Origin of the sequence: Hoeflea sp. EC-HK425 (assembly GCF_902498795.1) — a bacterium.
Lineage (GTDB): Bacteria > Pseudomonadota > Alphaproteobacteria > Rhizobiales > Rhizobiaceae > Hoeflea > Hoeflea alexandrii.
This window is the reverse complement of record NZ_LR701572.1, coordinates 2,953,888-2,974,951: the sequence shown is the minus strand read 5'-3', so window position 1 is coordinate 2,974,951 and position 21,064 is coordinate 2,953,888. Positions and strand designations below refer to the sequence as shown.

Sequence of the window (21,064 nt, the reverse complement as noted above, 5' to 3'; positions counted from 1 at the left end):
CAAAGGATCAGGAACAGTGAAAACCAGCTATCGCGTGTCTGCCGATATCGGCGGCACATTTACAGACATTGTCTACCAGGATGTGGCCACCGGGCGCTGCGGCGCCACCAAGGTGCTGTCCACGCCGGACAATCCGGCACTTGCCGTGCTCAAGGGTATCGATCAGGTCTTGAGCGACAATGGGGAACTTGCTTTCTTCGTGCATGGCACCACTGTCGGCCTCAACGCCCTGCTTACCCGCAAGGGCTCGAAGGTGGCGCTGGTCACCAACGAAAATTTTCGGGACATCTACACCATCCAGGGCAATGACCGTGGCGAGATCTTTTCGATCCGCTGGAACAAGCCCGAGCCGCTGGTCGCGCTGGAAAGCACCTTTACCGTAGGTGGTCGGATTGCCGCGGATGGATCCGAACTGGAGCCACTGCGCCTTTCCGATCTGGACCAGCTGGTCGATGCCTGCGCGTCCGAGGCCTACGAGGCGATTGCCATTTCGCTGCTCTTCTCCTTCAACAATCCGGCCCATGAAGTGGCCGTCCGCGATTATCTGGCCGAGCGTCTGCCGGATGTGCAGATCGTCATGTCGCACAAGGTCTCGCCGGAATGGCGCGAGTTCGAGCGCACCTCGACCACGGTGACCGACGCCTATCTGGCCCCCGTGGTGCGTCGCTACATCTCGACCCTGCAGGCCGAGATGGGCGATCGCCTGCCCGAGGGTGGTGCGCTGCATGTGATGGAATCGAACGGCGGCGTGATGACGGCGACAGCCGCATCCGAAAACCCGTTGCAAACCCTGCTGTCCGGTCCCGTCGGCGGCGCCATCGGCGGCAAGGCGCTGTCGGCCGCCACTGGACGCGGCAACCTGATCTGCGTTGATATGGGCGGCACCTCTTTCGATGCCTCGCTGGTCATCGACGGACTGCCGTCCACCTCCAACGAAGCCATGCTTGAAGGCCTGCCGATCCAGATGTCGGTCGTCGATATCCATGTCATCGGAGCCGGCGGCGGCTCGATCGCCTGGAAAGAGGCCGGCGCGCTGCGAGTAGGGCCGCAATCGGCCGGCTCCAAACCCGGACCGGTCTGTTACGGACTTGGCGGAACCGAGCCGGTCGTTTCCGACGCCAACCTGGTGCTCGGACGGCTCGACGGCGCCAATTTCTCGGGCGGCGAAATGACGCTCGACCGTGATGCAGCCGCGTCCGCGCTTGCTGCGCTCGGCTCGGACTTCGGCATGAACGCGGAAGAGATGGCCCAGGGCGTCATCGACATCGTCAACGCAAAGATGGCCGACGCCATCCGCACCATCACCATCCAGCGCGGCATCGATCCGCGGGAGTTTTCGCTGGTGGCCTTTGGCGGGGCCGGTCCCGCGCAGGCCGCGGCGCTGGCCGAGGAACTGGAGATCTCGGAAGTCATCATCCCCGTGCATCCCGGTGCGTTCTCCGCCTGGGGCATGCTGCAGACTGATGTCCGACATGACTTCAAGGAGACCCTCTACAGTTTCTGGGACATGATCGAGGCCCAGACAATCGAAACCGCTTTCAGCGGGCTTGAGGAAAGAGGCCGCCGCTTCCTTTCCGATGAGGGCATCACCGGTGATCGCGTGTCATTCGAGCGGGCCATCGACTTCCGTTATTACGGCCAGGAATACGTGCTGACCATACCACTGGCGAATGGCCCGATCGATATGGACAGGATCCGCGCCGATTTCGACGCCGCCTATGAGCGCCAATACGGTCATAACAGCCCGGAAAACCGCGTCGAGATGGCCAATATCCGGCTGGCGGCGCTGGGACGTCTCGAACGCCCCGAAAACGCAGCGCCCGAACGCGAAACGCCGCGTCCGGCACGTGAACGCGAGGTCTGGTTCGCGGGACAGCCCCGCACCACATCGATCATCGACCGCAACAGTATCGGCGACGGCGACAGTGTGAGCGGCCCTGCCATTATCGAAGAGGTTACCTCGACCACACTGCTACCGCCCGGCTGGACGGCACGATTGATCGAAGGCGGCCATATGAGCCTGAGCAAGGAGGACGCGGCATGAGCATCGCAGATCCGATCACCACCGAAGTGGTTCGCAACTTCGTCATCTCCTGCGCCGAGGACATGAATGCCTCGCTCTGGCGCTCCGCCCATTCGGCGATCATCTATGAAGGCAAGGACAGCGCCGTGGCACTGATGGATGAACATGGCAACATGCTCGGCCAGTCCACCGGCGTGCCGCTCTTCATCGGCGCCATCGATGTCTGCGTTCGCCATGTGAAGGACTATTACGAGGATGACATCCACGAAGGTGATATTTTCATCATGAACGACAGCTACATGCAGGGCACCCACCTGCATGACGTTACCGCCATCGGTCCGATCTTCCACAAGGGCGAACTGGTGGGCTTCGGTGCCGCCCGCGCCCACTGGAACGATATCGGCGCGATGGATCCGGGCAGCACCATGTCCTCGACGAACATCTACCAGGAAGGCCTGCGCCTCGGGCCGACACGGATCGTCTCGCGCGGCAAGCGTATCCGCGAATGGTACGACCATCTCAAGCTCAACACCCGGCTCGAGGGTGCCACCATCGGTGACCTTGGTGCGCAGATCGCGGCGATCCGCACCGGCGAGCGGCGGCTGGGCCAGTTGCTCAGCAAGATCGGCGCCGAAACCTATCGCGCCGCCTGCCAGAACATCTTCGAGCAGGCGCGCAAGATGGATCGCGAGGCCATTGCCGCGATCAGGGACGGCACCTGGAGCCGAGAGGGCTATCTCGACAATGACGGCGTCGGCACCGAACCGGTCAAGGTCAAGCTGACCCTGACGGTCAAGGGTGAGGAGCTGATCGTTGATCTGACCGGCACCTCCGGACCTGTCGCCGGGTCGGTCAATTGCGGCGCCAGCCAGACGGAATCGCTTCTGCGGCTGGCCTACAAGACCATGATATCGCCTGACCGTGCGATCACCGGCGGCTCCTTCGAGACCATGAAGGTGATCCTGCCGGACGAGTGCATGTTCAACGCCGGTGAGCCGGCAGCTTGCGAATGGTACTTCACCGGTCTTGGTCTTCTCGCCGATCTGTTCATTTCATGTCTCTCCGAGGCGATGCCGGAACGCTCGACCGCCGCCCATTACGGCGACTCCATGGTGGTGGGATTCTTCTCGGTCGACCCCAAGCGCGGGCAATGGATCTCCATCGAGCCGACAGCAGGCGGATGGGGCGGCCGCGCCGACAGCGATGGCGAGAGTGCGTTGATCAACCTGGTCAACGGCGGCTTCCGCAATATCCCGGCCGAGGTGATGGAGACCAAGTTCCCGGTGCGCCTGGAAGAATTCTCCATCCGGCCCGACAGCGCCGGGCCGGGCAAGCACCGCGGCGGCTGCGGCGTGGTGCGGCGCTACAAGATGCTTGAGGATTGCTATGGCGCGATCTGGTTCGAGCGGTCGAAGACCCCTGCCTGGGGGCTGAACGGTGGCGGCGAGGGCAGGGGACCCGAGGTTTCGCTCAGCTTCCCCGATGGCAAGGTCGAGGATCCGCTCAAGATGCGCGCCCGGCAGTTGCCGGCCGGCACTGTCGTCGAGACCAAGACCGGTGGCGGCGGCGGCAATGGCGATCCGATGCAACGCTCCTACGCCGAGGTCGTGCGCGATGTCTCGCGCGGGTTGGTCAGCCGCGACAAGGCACTTAGCGCCTACGGCGTTGCCATCGCGGAAGACGGCAGCGTGGACCAGACGGCCTCGGTCGCAAGATGAGCGTCGACGCGCTGCTATCGGTCCGCGGCATCGGCGTCCGGTTTGGCGATGTGGAAGTGCTCTCCGGGGTGGATCTCGATATCCGTCCCGGAGAGATCCACGGCCTGATCGGCGAGAATGGAGCCGGCAAGTCGACCCTGGGCAAGGTGCTGGGTGGGTACTACCGCGCCACATCCGGCAAGATCACGGTGGGCGGCCAGTTGCAGAGCTCGTGGGATACGCCCACCGCACTGGCCAATGGCGTCGCGATCATGCACCAGGAATTGCAGCTCGTTCCCGCTCTCACGGTGGCTCAGAACGTATTCCTCGGGCTTGAGGAAAACGTCAACGGTATCCTGCGAGGGACCGAGGCCGCCAGGCTTGAAACACTCATGGAACAGAGCGGGCTCCGGCTAGACCCCAACGCCCGTACTTCGAGCCTGACGATCGCCGAACAACAAAAGATCGAGATCCTGCGGGCTCTGGCGCGCAAGTCCCGGGTCATCGTCATGGACGAACCGACAGCCTCGCTGTCGAAATCCGAGATCGACCAGCTGCATCGCATCATGCGCAGCCTGCGTGATGAAGGCCGCTCGGTGATCTATGTCACCCATTTTCTCAACGACATCCTCGAGGTGACCGACCGGATCACCGTCCTGCGCAACGGCGAAAAGGTTCACACCCGCGACACCGCCGGCGAAAACAGGGAGACGCTGGTCTCCGCCATGCTCGGCGGTGAAAAGATGGATACGCTTTACCCGCCCAAGTCCCGTGACCATGGCGAGGTGGTGCTTTCCGTGCGTGATCTCATCTCCCCCAACGGGACGCAGCTCGACAGGCTGGAGATCCGGGGCGGCGAGATTGTCGGCCTGGCCGGACTGGTCGGTGCCGGGCGTTCCGAAATCGCCCGCGCCATCATTGGCGCGGATCCTTCGACCGGCAGTGTTGAGGTCGCGGGAAAAGTGCTGACCCGGCGCTCCATCGCCGAGGCGACAGAGGCCGGGATCGTTATGGTTCCCGAAGACCGGCGCGGGCAGGGGCTCGTCATGTCTTTGCCGGTCAGGGCCAATATCTCCCTGCCGCATCTGCGTGCGCTGTCGTCGGGCGGGGTGATGGCAAAGGTTCGCGAACGGGCGCTGGCGCTCGGCCTTATCAACCAGCTCGATGTGCGCCCTGCCATCATCGATGGCGATGTGTCGAACTACTCTGGCGGTAATCAGCAAAAAGTCCTTATCGGCAAATGGCTTGCCGGCGATCCTCGGGTGCTCATTCTCGACGAGCCTTCGCGCGGTGTCGATGTCGGCGCGCGCGAAACAATCCATCGCGAGATCGGGCGGCTTGCAAGTCAGGGCGTGGCGATCCTCGTCATCTCGAGCGAAATCGAGGAAGTGCTGGGGCTGGCCACAAGGGTCTTCCTGGTCGACCGCGGCCGCCTCGTCGACGAGATCGATCCGGACCGGGTCAGCGAGGCCGAAGTACTTGCCGCACTCTTCAATCATCAGGGCATGGGGGACGCCGCCGAATGACCCGCGCTAAGACGCTTCATTTTCTTCAGAACTACGCGGTGCTGATCCTCATCGCCCTGTTGGTGGTCGCTCTGACGCTGCTGTCCGACAGCTTCCTGACGGGCCGCAATCTTCTCAATATCCTTAACCAGAACGCCCCCCTGGCGATCATGGCCGCGGCGATGACACTTGTCATCATCGTGGGTGGTTTCGATCTCTCGGTAGGCGCGATTTTTGCCATGGGCTCGGTGACCTCGGCCTGGCTGGCGGTCAATGTGGATCCCTATCTGGGCCTGCTGCTGGCACCCTTCGTCGGGCTTGCGCTGGGCTATGCCAACGGGCTGGCGATCACCGTGCTCAGGGTGCATTCGTTCCTTGCCACGATCGCAACCGCACTGATCTTCAAGGGCATCGCCGTCGCGGTGTCGGACGGACGGCTGATTTCGGCCAGGATCGACGACTTCACCTGGCTTGGCCGCGGCAAGTTTCTTGGCGTCTTCAACTCGGTCTGGGTGATGGTCCTGTTTGCGCTCGTGCTGACCTTTCTTCTCACCCGCACGACCTTCGGCCGCAGGGTGTTTGCAGTCGGAGGCAACGAAGAGGCGGCCATCCTCTCGGGTATCCGCACCAACCGGATCAAGATTGCGGCCTTTGCAATTGCCGGCTTTGCGGCGGGCCTCGCCTCGATCATCACCACATCGCGGGTTGCACTTGGACAGGCAACTGCGGGCGACGGGATGGAGCTTCAGGCCATCGCAGCCGTGATCCTGGGCGGCACCAGCATCTATGGCGGGCAAGGCGCGGTCTGGCGGTCGCTGGCAGGTGTTTTCCTGCTGGCGCTCGTCAATAACGGGTTCAACATCCTGGGTATTGATCCGTTCTTCCGCGATCTGACCATGGGACTGATCATCCTCGCCGCCGTCGGCATCTCGGCTCTTGGACAACGACGATAATCGCAAGATCACAGGACCTCGAACAACTCAAATGAAATCATGGGAGATCGGAATGCCGGAAACAAATCGCGAATGGGTCATCACGCAGTATTCCGGTATCGACGGGCTGCAACTGCGCGAATACACCCCCAAGAACGCCGGGCCGGGCGAAGTCAGGCTCAAGGTCGAGGCTTTTGCGCTGAACTGGGGTGACATGGACCTCATGCAGGGCCGCTATTCCTTCAATTTCAGCGAGCTGCCCGCGCGCGTCGGCTGCGAGGCGGTCGGTATTGTCGACCAGATCGGCGACGGCGTGACAGGCATCGCAATCGGAGAGCGCCACTGCACGCTTCCCTATTTCTACGACATGAACGGCGCCAGCGGTGACACCGTCATCAGGGATCCGCGCTATCTTACGAAGGCACCCGACGGAATGGACGCGGTCGAGGCCGGGTCGATCTGGATGCAGTTCATGACAGCCTATTACCCGATAGCCGAACTGGCCAAGGCTGGCCCGGGCGTCAACATCCTCGTGACCGCGGCGACCAGCACCGCTGGCCGCGCAGCGCTGGAAATAGGCAGCATGCTCGGCGCGACGATGATCGGCACATCACGATATGACCATAACCGGGACTACCTGATGGAGGGTGGTGCCAGCCATGTCTACATCGGCAATGGCGAGGGGCTGGCCGAGACCGTCAGGGAAGCGACCGGCGGTGTTGGAGTTCATGCAGTGTTTGATTCTGTCGGCGCAGGCATGATCGCGCACTACAGCCAGGCACTGGCCAAGGATGCGCAGATTTTCTTCTATGGCACTCTCGATGAGAAACTGCCTGAATTGCCGATGATGTATCTTTACCAGGCGAATGCGACCTTCAAGCCCTATTCGCTCTTCAACTACATCGAAGACGCCGCCTGGAAGAAGAAGGGTCTGGATTTCGTCTACGGCGCACTCGCGTCCGGCAAGATCCGCCCGACTGTCGATCGCGTCTTCCCGATGGAGCAGTTCCGTGAGGCGTGGGAATATCTCCGCGCTCCGCGCCAGAACCACGGCAAGGTCATGATCAGGGTCTGAGCCTCGCGGTCCCGGTGCGATTTGTCGCAAATGCGTCTGATGGCTTTCGTCATCTCGGGACTGATCTGACAAGGTGGTTTTTGCCTGGTGAGAGATCTGAGCGTCGCAAAACGCTGGCCTCCATGCGCGCATCGCATTGTACTGGACGCGGAGTCCGGTTTGAGCTTGTCCTGCTCGCTTGATTGAGCCAGAACGACTGTCGGGCGGAGTTTCAGCACGCGGCAGGCGCGGAGAGCCTGCCGTTGCGAGAAGTCTGGCGGCCCGGCCGTTTGAGCCCGTTTTGAAAGGGAATCGATTGGACCCGCAGGATATGATGATTGTTTCGCATCTGCCGTACGCTGATCGCCGCCGCACGCGGCGGCCTCGCTTCGCAGTCTATGCAGTTCCTGCTGCCGCCGGAGACCTGTATCCAGCCTTTGCCGCCGCCAATAGGATCTTTCTGAAGCCGGGCAAAGACAGGGGACAGCGGGCGTGACTGTTCCTGCCGGATCCGAAGCCACCCTGTTTGTCCAGAATGACACCAGAGGCGATGTGCTGACCTGCCGTGAAGGACTGAGCTTCTGGGGAGGCGTGGATCCCGATACCGGGACGATCATCGATACGCATCATCCCGACCATGGCGCAAGGCTCGCCGGCAGGATCGTGTTGATGCCAACCTCCCGCGGGTCCTGCAGCGGCAGCGGCGTGCTGCTTCAACTGGCGCGCAATGGAAAGGCTCCTGCCGCGCTGGTCTTTCGTGAGGCGGAGGATATCCTCACCCTCGGCGCGATCATTTCAGCGCGCCTCTTTGATCGACCGATCGCTGTCCTGCGACTACCAGCTGAAACCTACGAGGCATTGTCCCGGGCCGCGGAAGTTGAGATCAAAGGCAATACCTTGCTCTTTGCCGAACGTCAGATTGAACTGTCGCAGCCGCAAACCCGGGGACTGCGCCTCAGTGAAACGGACCGGGACCGGCTGGCGGGCAGGGACGGACCCGCGTGCCAGATTGCCATGGAAGTCCTTTGCCTGATGGCGGCAGTCCAGGGAGCACGGGACCTGATCGATGTGTCGCGGGCTCACATCGACGGCTGCATCCTGGCCCATGACGCCAATCTCGATTTCGCCGAGAAGATGGACGCGCTGGGAGCGAAGACGGTCATCTCCACCACCATCAACGCCATTTCGGTGGACCGGGAGAATTGGCAAACCCAGGGTGTGCCGGCTGATTTCGGCGCCAAGGCCAGCCGGCTTGCCGATGCCTACGTCCACATGGGCGCACGTCCGACATTTACCTGTGCGCCCTACCTGCTTGACGATGTGCCGGATGAAGATGAAGCGATCGGCTGGTCGGAATCCAACGCCGTGATCTATGCGAACTCGGTGCTCGGAGCCCGCACCCAGAAACATCCGGATTACCTCGATCTGTTCATCGCGATAACCGGGCGTGCGCCCAACACCGGGGTCTATCTTGCGGAAAACCGCAGGCCGGTCTGCGAGATCCGCGTTGCGCTGCCTGCGTCGTTCGACGATGCGCTGTGGCCGATGCTCGGATGGCTGGCCGGAGCCAAGTCCCCGGCGGGCATCCCGGTTCTGACCGGGCTCGAGCACCTGTCTCCGACGCCCGATGACCTCAAGGCGCTGTGCGCCGCGTTCGGAACGACCTCGGCAGCGCCGATGCTGCATGTCAGGGGGCACACGCCGGAGGGCGGCCTGCCGCTGGCCGTCGATGCCTGCCTTGAGGAGATCAAGCCCGACGATCTGCGGCAGCTCTGGCGGGAGTTCAATGCCGGCGGTGACAGGATTGATCTCGTCGCCATCGGCAGCCCGCATGCGTCGCTCGCCGAAACCCGGCGGTTCGCGGATCTCCTCGACGCTCAACACTGCCATGACGGTACAACGGCAATCGTCACCGTTGGCCGAAGAACACTGGCCGATATGGCGGCTGAAGGCATTCTCGACCGGCTTCAGGGAGCCGGCGTCAAGGTCATTCCGGATCTCTGCTGGTGTTCGATAACAGAGCCTGTCTTTCCCGCAGAGGCATCCGTCGTCATGACCAACTCAGGCAAATATGCCCATTACGGCAAGGGCCTGACCGGACGGAACATGCGCTTTGGGAGCCTGGAAGACTGTGCAAGAGCCGCCGTGACCGGGCGCGCAAGACCGGGCCTTCCTGCCTGGTTGTCATCGGATAGCTGAAGCGAAAGACAACCTGGGTTCTCCACCGGGAGCGTTTCCGGCAAGCGGGTCAAACCTGTCGGCGCCAAGAGCTGCAAGCTTGAACACAATGATGCCGCCGTCAGGTCTCTACGCTCGGATAGTCCTTGTCGCGCCAGTGCTGCAGCTTGGTGGCAAATTCGCGCTGGAACGACAACGGGCCGGATTTCGCCAGGTAAGGCTCGTCGTAGATGCCGATATACATGGTCAGGTTGAGGAAGAAATGCGCTCCCATTTCGAACAGCGCGACATAATCATGATCGATCAGCGCTTGCCGCTCGGCGTCGGTGAGACTGTGCACGGTGGAACGTTCGGCATCGTTGAGCTTGGGTCCGATTGACTGTTCCCATGTGGCGACGAAGGACTTCGGATCCTCGATGTAGCGCTTGAGATAATCCGGATCGCGGTCGACGGTGAACAGGAATTTGTTGACGTAGTACTTGCTCATGCTGCCTGCTCCTTCGGATACCAGGTGAAATAGGCTTCCATGGTATGGAAGAGGTCGAGATTGTCGACGTAATCGGCGCCTTCGGGCCCGGCCACACCCAGCATCAGGATGAAGTTGAGGAAGCCATGGGTGGCGTTGCCGCTCTTGGCCATGGTCTCGTGATTGACATTGGCGAGGATTGAATCGATGTCGCCCGCGCGCAGCCACTCGATGGCCTGGCGGTCGAAGTCGGGATCCGGTCCGGTTTCCATGAACTGGCGCGGCCCGCCCAGTTCGAGCGAGAGATGCCCGGTGCCGATGGCGGCAACGCGCTTGTCCGAAGGAAAGTCGTCGATTGCCTTGCGAATGGCGCGGCCAAGCTCGTAGAAGCGCTTAGGCGAATGCAGCGGCGGAGCGAAGATGTTGGTGTAGATCGGCACCACCGGCAGATCGTTTTGCGGCCGCACCGTGATGATCGGGCAGATGATCGAGTGGTCGATTTTCAATTCGTTGGAAAAGGCGAAATCGAAGTTCTGGTCCATCAGGTGCTGGTGCATGAAGCGGGACATCTCTTCGTCCCCCTCCAGCACATATTTCGGAATGCCGAATTCGCGTTCCTCGTTGTAGAAGGTGGCGTCGTAGCGTGGCGCCTTGCCGATGAGGAACTGGGGACAATTGTCGAGAAAGATCTGGTGGAAATGGTCCGAACCGATCATCACCAGAATGTCCGGCTTGGTGCGGGCCAGGGTCTCGCGATAAGCCTCGATCTTGCGTTTCCACTCAGGCGCCTGCGGCATCTGCTGTTCGGGCGGCATCGTTGTCGCCTTGAGGTAGAAGGGGTGATGGGTGGAGGCCAGAGTGGCAACGAGCTGAGCCAAGGATCTACTCCTGTTTCAATCTTCCCGGTGGGTCCGGAGATACGGTTTTCGACTGGCGATCCCGGTTGGCGCCGGGATCGGAATTTCGACGGCCTCAGGCAAACAGGTTGCGCTCGATCTTCGCAGCCTCGAAGAGATAGTCGCGGCTTGCTTCAAGCTCTCCGCGCAGGCGGTCGATGTCGAAGCCCATCATCTGGCCTTTCCACTTCTTGACCTCGCCTGCGACCATGACAGTGTCGACATTCGTCCGCTCCATGAGCGTGACGACCGCGCCGGGCACGTTGTTGAGCGGCGCAACGTTGATTGCCTCTGCGTCGAGAAGGATGATGTCGGCTTCCTTGCCCGGCGTTAGCGAGCCGATCTTGCGGTCGAGCTTCAGCCCCCTGGCACCGCCCATGGTTGCCTGACGGATCGCCTCCATGCTTGTCATCAGCTCCGGGTATTCCTGCCCCGAGAGAGCCTTCTCGTTGGCAAACATCCGCTGCAACGTCACCAGGCTGCGCATCTGGGTGAAAAAATCGGCGGTCATGGTGCACTCGACGTCGGTGGAGAGCGACATGTCCATGCCCAGATCGATGGCCTGCTGGATCGGTGGGGTGCCATGGCGCATGTGCATCTCGATGGGAACCGAGAGCGAAACATGGGCACCGGCATCCGCAGCATATTTCCAGCCGTCATCCGACATTCCGGTCATGTGAATGAAGATGTTGTCTTCGCCGAACATGCCCGCCGCACCAAGCTCGTCAAAGGTTGGCTGCATGCCGAAGGTTCCGACGACATGAAGGGCAATCGGCAAGCCAAGTTCGCGTCCGATCTTCCAGGCCGCTTCATAGCCCGGAAGATAGATCTCGCCGCCCATGACCATGGTGGTCAGCTGGTCGTCCGAGGAGAAGTACTGGCTCTTGATGCGGGCGGCATCCTGCGGGTACTTGGCACGGTCGCCCCATCCTTCGAAGTAACCGAAGACGCCGCGGCGTCCCGCATCCCTGAGCCCTTCGATCGCGGCGTCGGAATGCTCCGGCGAATGGTGAATCTGGCTGACATCCATCACCGTGGTGACGCCGGCATCAAGCTGTGCGATGCCGCCGAACAGCTCGTTGATGTAGACGTCCTCGGGCCGGTAGACCATGGAAAAGCCCTGAAGGATCGTCTCGTAATAGTTGGACGCATTCGCCGGGCGGCCGTCATTGATGAGAATGCCGTTGGCGAGCTGGCTCCGCAGGGCGGTTTCAAACTGGTGGTGGTGCGTGTCGATGAAACCCGGCATCACGATCTTGCCGGCTGCATCTATCTGCACAGCATCGGGCGCATCGATGTTTGCGCCGACCTCGACAATGGTCTTGCCGTCGATCAGTACATCTCCCACGGCGAAATTGCCCACGGCATCATCGACGGACAGCACCGCGCCGCCCTTGATCAGAACCCTGCGACCCGGCGTGCCAAGGCCTTCGGGCAGCGTTGAGGCCGCAACCGTCTGGGCTTGCGCGGTTCGGGTCGACCCTAGTCCGAGCGTTGCAGCCGCGCCGCCAATGGCGCTCGCGGTGAGAAAATCCCGCCGCGTCGGACAGGGCAGTTGAGGTCTCTTCGGATCACAGAGTCTGCACATTCACTTTCCTCCCAGGTTCGTTCTTGTGTTCAGGATCCGATGATGGAAACGAGCATCGGATATCGCGTCAGGGCATTGGCAATTCTGGACGCAGTGGCGCGCAACTCGGGCAGGCGGTTGGCGACCAGGAAGTCCGCGTCAACCATGCCGGAGTAGCCGGACGTGTTGAGAGCCGCGATTGTTCGGCCATCAAGCGCCCGTATGGGGACGGCCAGAGCGGTGATGCCATAATCGAGCTGATCGACGGTGGTCGAGTAGCCATTCTTGCGCACCTGCTCGATTTCCTCTCGCAACTGCACCGGATCGACCATCGTCTTTGATGTGAGTGGTTCGATGACCAGGCCGTCAAAGTAGCGGTCCAGTTCTGCGTCGCTCAATCCTGCAAGAAGCACTCGTCCCAATGACGTGGCGCAAGCGGGATAGCGTGCTCCCACCACGGCTGCCGCACGTCGCGCGCGCTGCACCGAGTTGTGGGCGATATAGATCACGTCGCGCTGGTCGAGTGTGCCAACCGACGACGCATCGCCGAACTTCGACACCACCTCACGCAGATGCGGTTGAAGAACCTCGTCTATCTGGGCCGAGTAGTAGAAGCCGGAACTCAACGTCATGATCTTGGGGCGCAGGTGGAAGCGCTTGTTTGTCTGTCCGACATAGCCAAGCGCCATCAGCGTGATCAGGCTTCGCCGCGCAGCCGCGGGCGAATAGCCCACCTTCCTCGCGATCTCGCTCAGTGTCATTTCCGGATTGGCGGCATCGAAGCTTTCGAGAATTGCCAGTCCCTTTGCCAGGGCCTCGACGAATTCGGCGGGCTTGGCCGCCTGGCCTCCCGCAACCTTGCCTGTCGACGTCTCGGTCGTTTCTGTCGTGCGATCATCAATCATGGGTGAACGGGACCTTCCTCATTGCTGTGATGCTCCCTTCCTACGTGCTGATCGCCCGTTTTCACAGGCCTCGGCGGATGACTTGACGCAACGATAAATCAGTGCAATGTTTTCGGCAAGAGGAAATATTTTCGGCATGCGAAAAAAGGAACCGAAATGCGCATTGGAAAGCAGGATCAGGCATTCACCGCGATCGCCACATCGGATGCCGACTCGATCACGGTCCGTGGGCACGATCTGTGCGGCGATCTGATCGGAAAGATCGGTTTCACCGATTATTTCTGGCTTCTGGTGCTTGGCGAAAAACCGACAGACGCTCAACGAAAGATGCTTGATGCCTGCCTGGTCGCCATAGCCGAGCATGGCCTGGTGCCAAGTGTCCAGGCGGCGCGCATGACGCTCGCAGCCGGTCCGGAGGCCTGGCAGGGAGCGATGGCGGCTGGTCTTTTGGGAATGGGAAGTGTTGTTGCCGGCAGTTCCGAAACGGCTGGTCAGTACCTGGCCGAAGTGCTTGCCGATGCGGAAGCCAATGGCACCGATGTCGAGACAGCCGCGATCGCCAGCTTGAAGTCACTCAAGCAGGCGCGCAAGAAGGTGCCGGGTCTAGGCCACCCGCAACACAATGCCGGCGACCCGCGCGCCAATCGCCTGCTCGAAATCGCGGACGAACTGGGCATCTCCGGTCGCTACATTTCCACACTGCGGACCCTTGCCGAACATGCGCCGGGCATCATCGAACGGCCCTTGCCGATCAATGTATCCGGAGCCATTCCCGCAGCAATACTGGACGCCGGTTGGCCGCTAGAGGCTCTCAAGGCAGTTCCGTTGCTTGCACGCACGGCCGGTCTCGCGGCTCACCTTTATGAGGAGTCCCTCCGATCGATCGGCTTCATCATGTCTCACAAGGCGGACCTGGCAATCGAGTACGACGGCACATCCGCTCCGCGTCACCCCAAGCAGGCGTAAAGGACGCAGTCATGGTCAAGATCTTGAAGAATATCCGTGTGGTTGAACTCGGCACCTACATTACCGGTCCTGCCGCCGCCATGCATCTGGGTGACCTCGGCGCCGATGTCATCAAGGTCGAGCGCCCCGGAACCGGCGATCCCTTTCGCGCTTTCAAGGGCGGCCTCTACTCTCCGCACTACCAGACCTACAATCGCAACAAGCGATCCATTGCACTTGATACCAAGGCAGACGCGGACTTGCAGACGTTCTATCAGCTGATCGCCACCGCGGATGTGTTCATCCAGAATTTCCGGCCGGGCGTCGCCGAGAAGCTTGGGGTGGGCGAGGACGACCTGCGCAAGATCAATCCGCGATTGATCTATTGTGCCATCTCCGGGTTTGGCCAGTCCGGTCCGTCAAGGGATCGTCCCGCTTTCGATACCGTGGCGCAGGCCGCCAGCGGATATTTGAGACTGCTGACGCCCCCAACCAATCCGCGTGTGATCGGACCGGCGATCGCCGATGCGGTAACCGGCCAGTACGCGGCGACCGCCATACTCGCGGCACTTCTCGAGCGGAGCAGCAGCGGCAAGGGCCGGCGCATCGATATCTCCATGCTGGAGGCGATGGCGCATTTCAACCTCGACAGTTTCACGCACTACTATTCCGAAGGCGAGGTCATGGGGCCGCTTTCGCGTCCAGTGGTTTCGCAGAGCTATACCTTCGAATGCAGTGATGGAAAGTGGATTGCGATCCACATGTCGTCACCCCCCAAGTTCTGGGAGGGGTTTCTGGAGGCTACCGGAAAGCCGGAGCTGGCCGAAGATCCGCGCTTTGCCGAGCGGCTGGACAGGATCCAGCATCAGGACGACCTGATCGAGATCTTCACCCCGATCTTCAAGGCCGACACTCGCGATGCCTGGTGCGCCAAGCTTCTCGCTCTCGAGGTGCCGCATGCGCCGGCCTACGATTCCAACGAGGCACTCGAGGATCCGCAGGCGCTGCATCTGCAGCTGGCGGTCGAGACCAGCCACCCCGAGATGGGCGAATCCAAGACAGTCCGGCCTCCCTACAGCTTTGATGGCGAGGCGGAGCTGCATGTGACGCCTCCGCCGACACTGGATCAGCATGGCGCCGAACTCCGTGCCGAACTGGAGGCCAGAAAGGCAGTCTGAACGCCGCAAACATAGGGGAGGAAAGCATGAGTGAAGAGGAAATGATCACGTCTGTGCCAGCAGCCGGCGTGATGGAAGCAAGCCGGGCGATGCTGCAAAAGCAGCTCTACGCGATCTTCACCACGCCCGTGAACGGCATGGGTCCGGTCTTCGCGCATCTGGAAGAACACCTGAAGTTTCAGGTCGGCCTGGAGCGCGAAGGCGTGATGTTCGCGGCCGGTCCGATGTGGAGCGATGACGAGCAGAGCTGGGAGGGAGAGGGAATGGTCGTGGTGCGGGCAGCCTCGCGGCAGGAGGCAATCGCGATTGCCGAGCGGGACCCGATGCACACGAGCGGTGCCCGCAGTTTTCAGGTCCGTCCATGGCTCATCAATGAAGGAACACTCACGGTCCGGCTCGACTATTCCAGCCAGACTTTCACTTTGGCCTGAACCTCACTTGGGAGAGAAGCAATGAAACAGTTTATGGGAATGATGGCAGCGGGCATGATGCTGCTGCCGGGCGCCGCTTCGGCGCAGGAAGTCATCAACCTGACAGTGGCCTCCAGCCACCCGACGGTGGTTCCGTGGGTGGGCATGATCCAGACCCATTTCATGGCGCGCACGGATGAAATCCTCGCTGAAAAGGGCGATTACAAGATCGAGTGGAACGAGGCCTTTGGAGGCACGCTCTACAAGGCAAACGCGACACTGAGTTCGGTGGAAGAAGGCATCACCGATGTCGGCTGGGTATTTTCGTTCCTCGAGGCAGCAAAGCTGCCATTGAGCCAGGTATCCACCAACACCCCGTTTGCAACCGCCAACCCGCCGGTCCTGCTCGAGGTAATGGAGAAGCTTCTCGAAACCAACGAAGCCTTCCGTAGCGAGTGGGAAGACCACAACCTCAAGGTTCTGGGGCTGACCGCAACCGATCTCTATGACATCTACACCAAGAAGCCGCTCACCGGCATTGCCGACATCAACGGCATGAAGCTTTCCGCACCGGGCGTGCTGGGCAGCTGGCTGCGCGGAACCGGAGCCAACGCGGTCGATGGCGCGCTGACAACCTTCTACACCGACGTGCAGACCGGCGTATCCGATGGCGCGCTGACCCTCGCTCTGGGTGCGATGCCGATCAAGCTCTATGAAGTCGCTCCCTACATCAACCGCTTTGATGTCGGCGCAGCTTTCTCGGGCGCGGTGGCAATCAACAATGACACCTGGGAAACCCTTCCCGAAGAGGTGCAGGCGGCAATGATCGAGGCCGGCAAGCACTACACCAGGTCTCACGGTCAGGACATGGTCGACCGCCATGAATTGATGCTCGACCTGATGGTCAAGAACGGTGCTGAACAGTCGCCGCCGGTCACGATTGTGCCGATGCCGGCCGGTGAGCGCCAGAAATGGGTCGACATGCTTCCCGATCTGGCCGGTGAATGGGCCGCCAGCGTTGATGCGCAGGGAGGCCAGGGGACCGCGTTTCTCGCCGAATACATGAATGCCCTGCGGGACGCCGGTGAAGTGCCTGCCCGTGACTGGGACAAGTAAGCAAGGCTCAGGGCGGGATCATGCCGGCAGATCATGAAAACACGCACGATCCCGTTCGACCGCAGCGTAAAGGCGCTGCGGTCAGCCGGGCCTGGCAATGGCTGGTCGAGGGCTTCGCCGCGCTCGGGACAGTACTGATCGGAGTGCTGATGGTCATCATCTGTGCTGACATCGTCGCCCGCAACCTGTTGGGGGCATCGTTGCCTCTGGTGTCCGAGCTCGGCGCTCTGCTGCTGGTGATGATTGTCAGCCTGCAGCTCGCCACGACGATCCGTGCCGAACGTCTTGCGCGCACCGATCTGTTCTTCGTCGGTTTGAAGGCGTCGCGCCCGAGAATCGCGGCACTGCTGTCGGCCTTCTTCAATCTGGTCGGAGCCATCATCATCGGCCTGATCGCCTACGCGTCGATCCGCATTCTTGGCAAGGACTGGGCGTCCGGTGACTACATCGGAATCATTGGCATCGCGACTTTGCCGACATGGCCGTTTCGCGCCCTGATTCTTGCCGGCATGACGATTGCCGCCCTCGAATTCATCGTTCGGATGATCTCCGACCTCCGAATAGCCGCGACACAAGAGGCAAGGTCATGAGCCCAATTGAAATCGGCGCACTGGCAACGCTTGGCCTGTTGGTTCTCATCTATCTTGGCATGCCCATCGGTATTGGCATGCTCACGGTTTCCTTTCTCGGGGTTGCCGCAATCCGGGGCGATGTCGTCTCGCTGCGGATGATGGGACAGGTCGCAAACGATTCCTTGCGAGAGTATCTCTTCGCCGTGGTTCCCCTGTTTGTCCTCATGGGCTTGCTTGTGACCGTGTCGAAGGTGGGCAAGGACACGTTTGATGTCTTCCAGCAGTTACTCGGACGGGTGACCGCCGGCCTGGGAATCGCGACTGTCTTTGCCAACGCGGTGTTTGCGGCCATCACCGGGATATCGATTGCTTCCGCCACAGTCTTCAGCCGCGTTGCGGTGCCGGAGATGAAACGTCACGGCTACACCCGCAAATTTGCCACGGGTGTCGTCGCTGGGTCCTCGGTGCTGGGCATGCTGATCCCGCCCTCGCTGCTGATGATCGTCTATGCGGTGCTGGCCGAGGAATCGGTCGGCCGCATGTTCCTCGCAGGGGTCGGTCCGGGTATTCTGCTGGCCGTCGCCTTTTCCATCACCATCGTCTTGCTTGCCCGGTTTCGCCGCGATTTTGTCTTCACCGGGCCCGAAACAGGCTCGTCTGATGAGGTGATGAGCGGGCTCGGCATAGCACGCAAGTCGCTGCCCATTCTGTCATTGATGCTGGTGGTGCTCGGCGGTCTGTATGGCGGCTTTCTCAACCCAACGGAAGCCGGTGCAGCCGGTGCGCTTGGCGCTCTCGTCATCGCTTTGATGCGGCGCTCTCTGGATCCTAAGTCATTCTGGCGGCTGTTGCTGGAGGCAGGGCAGATCACGGTCTCGGTCCTGTTCCTGATCATGGCGGCAACCTTTTTCAGCCGCATGCTGGCGCTCTCGGGCGTACCGAATGCGCTGGCCGAAGTTCTGCTGGAAGGCTCGATAGGGCCCTATGGCTTTCTGCTGATCTACCTGCTGCTGATCATTGCGCTTGGGTGCCTGATCGATTCCATCTCGATCATGCTGATCCTTCTGCCAATTGCGCTGCCCATCGCCGAAGCCGCGGGCTTCGATCTGGTTTGGTTCGGTGTCCTGACGGTGGTTGCGGTGGAGGTTGGATTGCTCACCCCGCCCTTCGGGCTCTCGGTCTACATCATCAAGTCGGCAATGGACGATCCCGATCTCAAGGTCGGCGAGATCTTCCGCGGGACGCTGCCCTTTGTCGGCGCCATGCTGGTATCGATCGCTCTCATCGTCGTCTTTCCGCAAATCGCCACATGGCTGGCGCGTCTTTGATCAGGTGATTTCATGACACAGCTTCTTTTCATCCCCGGCAGCCTGCGGGAGGCATCTTCCTCTCGCGCCACGGTGCGGGCGCTGGTCAAGCGTCTTGATCAGGATGTCATATGCCGTGTCGCGGATCCCGGCCGGCTTCCTCATTACAATGCGGATCTCGGCCAGGATCCCGCGGTTGAAGGCTTCGTTGCGGAGGTGGCGGCGGCCGACGGCGTCGTTTTTGTCACGCCCGAGTACAACTACAGCGTTCCCGGTGTGCTCAAGAACGCCATCGACTGGGCATCGCGGCCTGCCTACAATTCCGTTTTCAACGACAAGCCCTGCTTCATCATCAGCGTTTCCGGCGGAGCGCTCGGCGGCGTCCGGGCTCAGGCGCATCTGAAGTACATTCTCAACGGCATGCTGGCCAGACCGTTTGCCTGCCAGGAGATCGTCATCCCGCAGGCCAATGCCAAGATTACCGACGGGCATCTCACCGACGAAGCCATCCTTGATTTTGCCGAACTGAATATGCGCGCCTTTGTCTCAAGCTTCTGAGATCAAGGCCATCGGCGAGTCCATTCGGCTGCAATGATCCCGGCACCCGCGATGAAAACAGGGGCAGCCTATCTCGACATCCAGCCGCCATCGGCCGGGAGGATCGTGCCGTGCACAAACCTCGCCAGGTCGCTGCACAAGAAGGCAACCGGTTCGGCGATTTCTTCAGCCGTTCCCCAACGGCCAACAGGAATGCGCTCCATGAGAGAGCGGGTACGATCAGGATCAGCCTGAAGAGCTGCAGTGTTGTCGGTGGCGATGTAGCCCGGCGCAATGCCGTTTACATTGATGCCCCTGGCCGCCCATTCGTTTGAAAAAGCGCGAACCAGTTGAGCGATGGCACCCTTGCTGGCGGCATAGCCAGGGACGTTGATGCCGCCCTGAAAACTCAGAACCGAGGCAACAAACACGATTTTTCCGGTCCCCTGTTTGAGCATGGAGCGACCCAGCGCCTGTGTCAGGATGAAGGGAGCATCGGTATTGACAGCCTGCACATGATCCCAGTCTTCAAGGGAGTGCTCCGCCGCCGGCGCGCGCCTGATGGTGCCGGCATTGTTGACCAGAATGGAGATGTCGCCACGGTTTTCCATTGTTTCGGCAAAGGCGATTGTGGCGTCCCGGTCGGAGAAATCGCACTGGCAAGCCGTAAAGCTTCGACCAGCGGCATGAACCGCCTTCTCCGCATCGCTGCCCTGTGCTTCCAGGGATGCGCTGGTGCCGATGATGTCTGCGCCCGCTTCGGCCAACGTCTTGCAGATCGCCAGGCCAATGCCGCGTTTGCATCCGGTCACGAGGGCGGTCTGGCCGGAAAGATCTATTGTCAGGCCCATCGGATCACACCATCATTCTGCGAGGGTCGGCCATCAGCCGCGCATAATGCGCCATGAAGCGGGCGGCATCGGCACCGTTGATCACACGGTGATCGTAGGACAGATCCAAAGGTGTCATCGGCACCGGAGTCCAGCTCTCGTTTTCCCACACTGGAACTGTTTCGGTTCGGGTGATGCCCAGGATCGCGACCTCGGGCGGATTGACGATCGGGGTGAACGCAGTGCCTCCGATGCCGCCGAGGTTGGAGATCGACATCGAGGCCCCGCCCATCTCGTCAGGCTTGATCTTGCGCTGGGCCGCCCGCCCGGCGAGATCGGAGATCTCGCTGGCGATTTGCCACAGCCCCTTGCGGTCGACATCCCGGATCACCGGCACCATCAGTCCGTGCGGCGTGTCGACTGCAATGCCGATATGGCAGAACTGCTTGAGCACAAGGGTTTCGCCGTCGGCTGTCAGTGATGCATTGAAGCGAGGGAATTCCGAAAGGCATGCGGCCAGGGCTTTCACATGAAAGGCCAGTGCGGTGAGGCGCACGCCACGGTCCGCAGCCTCCGGCTTCAGCTTGGCGCGAAAGGCTTCCACGGCGCGCATGTCAGCACGATCATGATGGGTAACTTGCGGAATGACGCGGCTCGCAGCAGACAGATTGTCAGCAGCGATCCGTGCGAAACGTGACAACGGCTCGTGTGTCACCGGTCCGTAGGCCGAGTGATCCACATCCCAATAGCTGTTGTCCCTGGAGGCTGCGACAGAGGCAGCGGCGCCGGAAGAGCTCTGCTTGGTATCGCCACTCACATGGCGCTCGACATCCTCGCGCGCGATATTGGTGCGGTCGGCAGTCCGGGCTACATCGGCAAGATCGACGCCCAGTCGCCCGGCCAGGGCAACGACCGAGGGGCTGGCTATGATATCGGCCCGACCCAT

19 protein-coding genes are annotated in these 21,064 nt (G+C 61.2%); 13 read left to right on the top strand and 6 right to left on the bottom strand.

Going from position 1 to position 21,064, the window contains the following annotated elements; translation table 11 throughout:
- The first annotated feature begins 16 nt into the window (after positions 1-16).
- From SPHINGO391_RS17095 to SPHINGO391_RS17070, 6 genes are all read left to right on the top strand, one after another.
- Entirely contained in the window at positions 17-2,044 is a 2,028-nt protein-coding gene (locus SPHINGO391_RS17095; protein ID WP_152009965.1) for a hydantoinase/oxoprolinase family protein, read from the top strand.
- Entirely contained in the window at positions 2,041-3,741 is a 1,701-nt protein-coding gene (locus tag SPHINGO391_RS17090; RefSeq protein WP_152009964.1) for a hydantoinase B/oxoprolinase family protein, read from the top strand. The genes SPHINGO391_RS17095 and SPHINGO391_RS17090 overlap by 4 nt, the downstream gene beginning before the upstream one ends.
- Entirely contained in the window at positions 3,738-5,246 is a 1,509-nt protein-coding gene (locus tag SPHINGO391_RS17085; RefSeq protein WP_152009963.1) for a sugar ABC transporter ATP-binding protein, read from the top strand. Before SPHINGO391_RS17090 ends, SPHINGO391_RS17085 begins: the two co-directional genes overlap by 4 nt.
- Positions 5,243-6,178 (top strand): ABC transporter permease, encoded by a 936-nt coding sequence (locus tag SPHINGO391_RS17080; protein WP_152009962.1) that lies wholly within the window; start codon positions 5,243-5,245, stop codon positions 6,176-6,178. Before SPHINGO391_RS17085 ends, SPHINGO391_RS17080 begins: the two co-directional genes overlap by 4 nt.
- Before the next feature lie 52 nt (positions 6,179-6,230).
- Positions 6,231-7,232: a zinc-binding dehydrogenase gene (locus SPHINGO391_RS17075; protein ID WP_193217329.1), complete on the top strand. Its 1,002-nt coding sequence runs from the start codon at positions 6,231-6,233 to the stop codon at positions 7,230-7,232.
- Positions 7,233-7,703: 471 nt separating this feature from the next.
- Complete coding sequence (locus SPHINGO391_RS17070; protein WP_152009960.1) at positions 7,704-9,410, top strand: aconitase family protein; 1,707 nt, start codon at positions 7,704-7,706, stop codon at positions 9,408-9,410.
- 100 nt (positions 9,411-9,510) lie between these two features.
- Here the strand turns inward: SPHINGO391_RS17070 and SPHINGO391_RS17065 are convergent, their stop codons facing one another.
- From SPHINGO391_RS17065 to SPHINGO391_RS17050, 4 genes are all read right to left on the bottom strand, one after another.
- Positions 9,511-9,876, bottom strand: coding sequence for a hypothetical protein (locus SPHINGO391_RS17065; protein WP_152009959.1), 366 nt, complete (start codon positions 9,874-9,876; stop codon positions 9,511-9,513).
- Complete coding sequence (locus SPHINGO391_RS17060) at positions 9,873-10,733, bottom strand: extradiol ring-cleavage dioxygenase (RefSeq protein ID WP_152009958.1); 861 nt, start codon at positions 10,731-10,733, stop codon at positions 9,873-9,875. The genes SPHINGO391_RS17065 and SPHINGO391_RS17060 overlap by 4 nt, the downstream gene beginning before the upstream one ends.
- Before the next feature lie 94 nt (positions 10,734-10,827).
- Positions 10,828-12,339, bottom strand: a complete 1,512-nt coding sequence (locus SPHINGO391_RS17055) for an amidohydrolase family protein (RefSeq protein WP_152009957.1) — start codon at positions 12,337-12,339, stop codon at positions 10,828-10,830.
- A 29-nt stretch (positions 12,340-12,368) separates the two neighbouring features.
- Positions 12,369-13,223 (bottom strand): IclR family transcriptional regulator C-terminal domain-containing protein, encoded by an 855-nt coding sequence (locus tag SPHINGO391_RS17050; RefSeq protein WP_152009956.1) that lies wholly within the window; start codon positions 13,221-13,223, stop codon positions 12,369-12,371.
- A gap of 156 nt (positions 13,224-13,379) precedes the next feature.
- Between SPHINGO391_RS17050 and SPHINGO391_RS17045 the strand changes: the two genes are divergently transcribed.
- Genes SPHINGO391_RS17045 through SPHINGO391_RS17015 form a run of 7 tightly spaced genes read left to right on the top strand, consistent with a single transcriptional unit; the run spans position 13,380 to position 19,309 of the window.
- Positions 13,380-14,189, top strand: coding sequence for a citryl-CoA lyase (locus SPHINGO391_RS17045; RefSeq protein ID WP_152009955.1), 810 nt, complete (start codon positions 13,380-13,382; stop codon positions 14,187-14,189).
- 11 nt (positions 14,190-14,200) lie between these two features.
- Positions 14,201-15,346, top strand: coding sequence for a CaiB/BaiF CoA-transferase family protein (locus SPHINGO391_RS17040; protein ID WP_152009954.1), 1,146 nt, complete (start codon positions 14,201-14,203; stop codon positions 15,344-15,346).
- A 26-nt stretch (positions 15,347-15,372) separates the two neighbouring features.
- Positions 15,373-15,777, top strand: coding sequence for a YciI family protein (locus tag SPHINGO391_RS17035; protein ID WP_152009953.1), 405 nt, complete (start codon positions 15,373-15,375; stop codon positions 15,775-15,777).
- 21 nt (positions 15,778-15,798) lie between these two features.
- Entirely contained in the window at positions 15,799-16,872 is a 1,074-nt protein-coding gene (locus tag SPHINGO391_RS17030) for a C4-dicarboxylate TRAP transporter substrate-binding protein (protein WP_152009952.1), read from the top strand.
- Positions 16,873-16,892: 20 nt separating this feature from the next.
- A complete protein-coding gene (locus SPHINGO391_RS17025; protein ID WP_152009951.1) occupies positions 16,893-17,462 on the top strand; it encodes a TRAP transporter small permease in 570 nt (189 codons plus the stop codon).
- Positions 17,459-18,772: a TRAP transporter large permease gene (locus SPHINGO391_RS17020; protein WP_152009950.1), complete on the top strand. Its 1,314-nt coding sequence runs from the start codon at positions 17,459-17,461 to the stop codon at positions 18,770-18,772. Before SPHINGO391_RS17025 ends, SPHINGO391_RS17020 begins: the two co-directional genes overlap by 4 nt.
- A 12-nt stretch (positions 18,773-18,784) precedes the next feature.
- Positions 18,785-19,309 carry an NADPH-dependent FMN reductase gene (locus SPHINGO391_RS17015; protein WP_152009949.1) on the top strand — a complete coding sequence of 175 codons (525 nt, stop codon included), beginning with the start codon at positions 18,785-18,787 and terminating at the stop codon, positions 19,307-19,309.
- A 68-nt stretch (positions 19,310-19,377) separates the two neighbouring features.
- Here SPHINGO391_RS17015 and SPHINGO391_RS17010 read toward each other — a convergent pair whose 3' ends face one another.
- On the bottom strand, positions 19,378-20,139 hold the full coding sequence (locus SPHINGO391_RS17010) for an SDR family oxidoreductase (RefSeq protein ID WP_152009948.1): 762 nt from the start codon (positions 20,137-20,139) through the stop codon (positions 19,378-19,380).
- A 4-nt stretch (positions 20,140-20,143) separates the two neighbouring features.
- Positions 20,144-21,064, bottom strand: coding sequence for a 2-oxo acid dehydrogenase subunit E2 (locus SPHINGO391_RS17005; protein WP_152009947.1), 921 nt, complete (start codon positions 21,062-21,064; stop codon positions 20,144-20,146).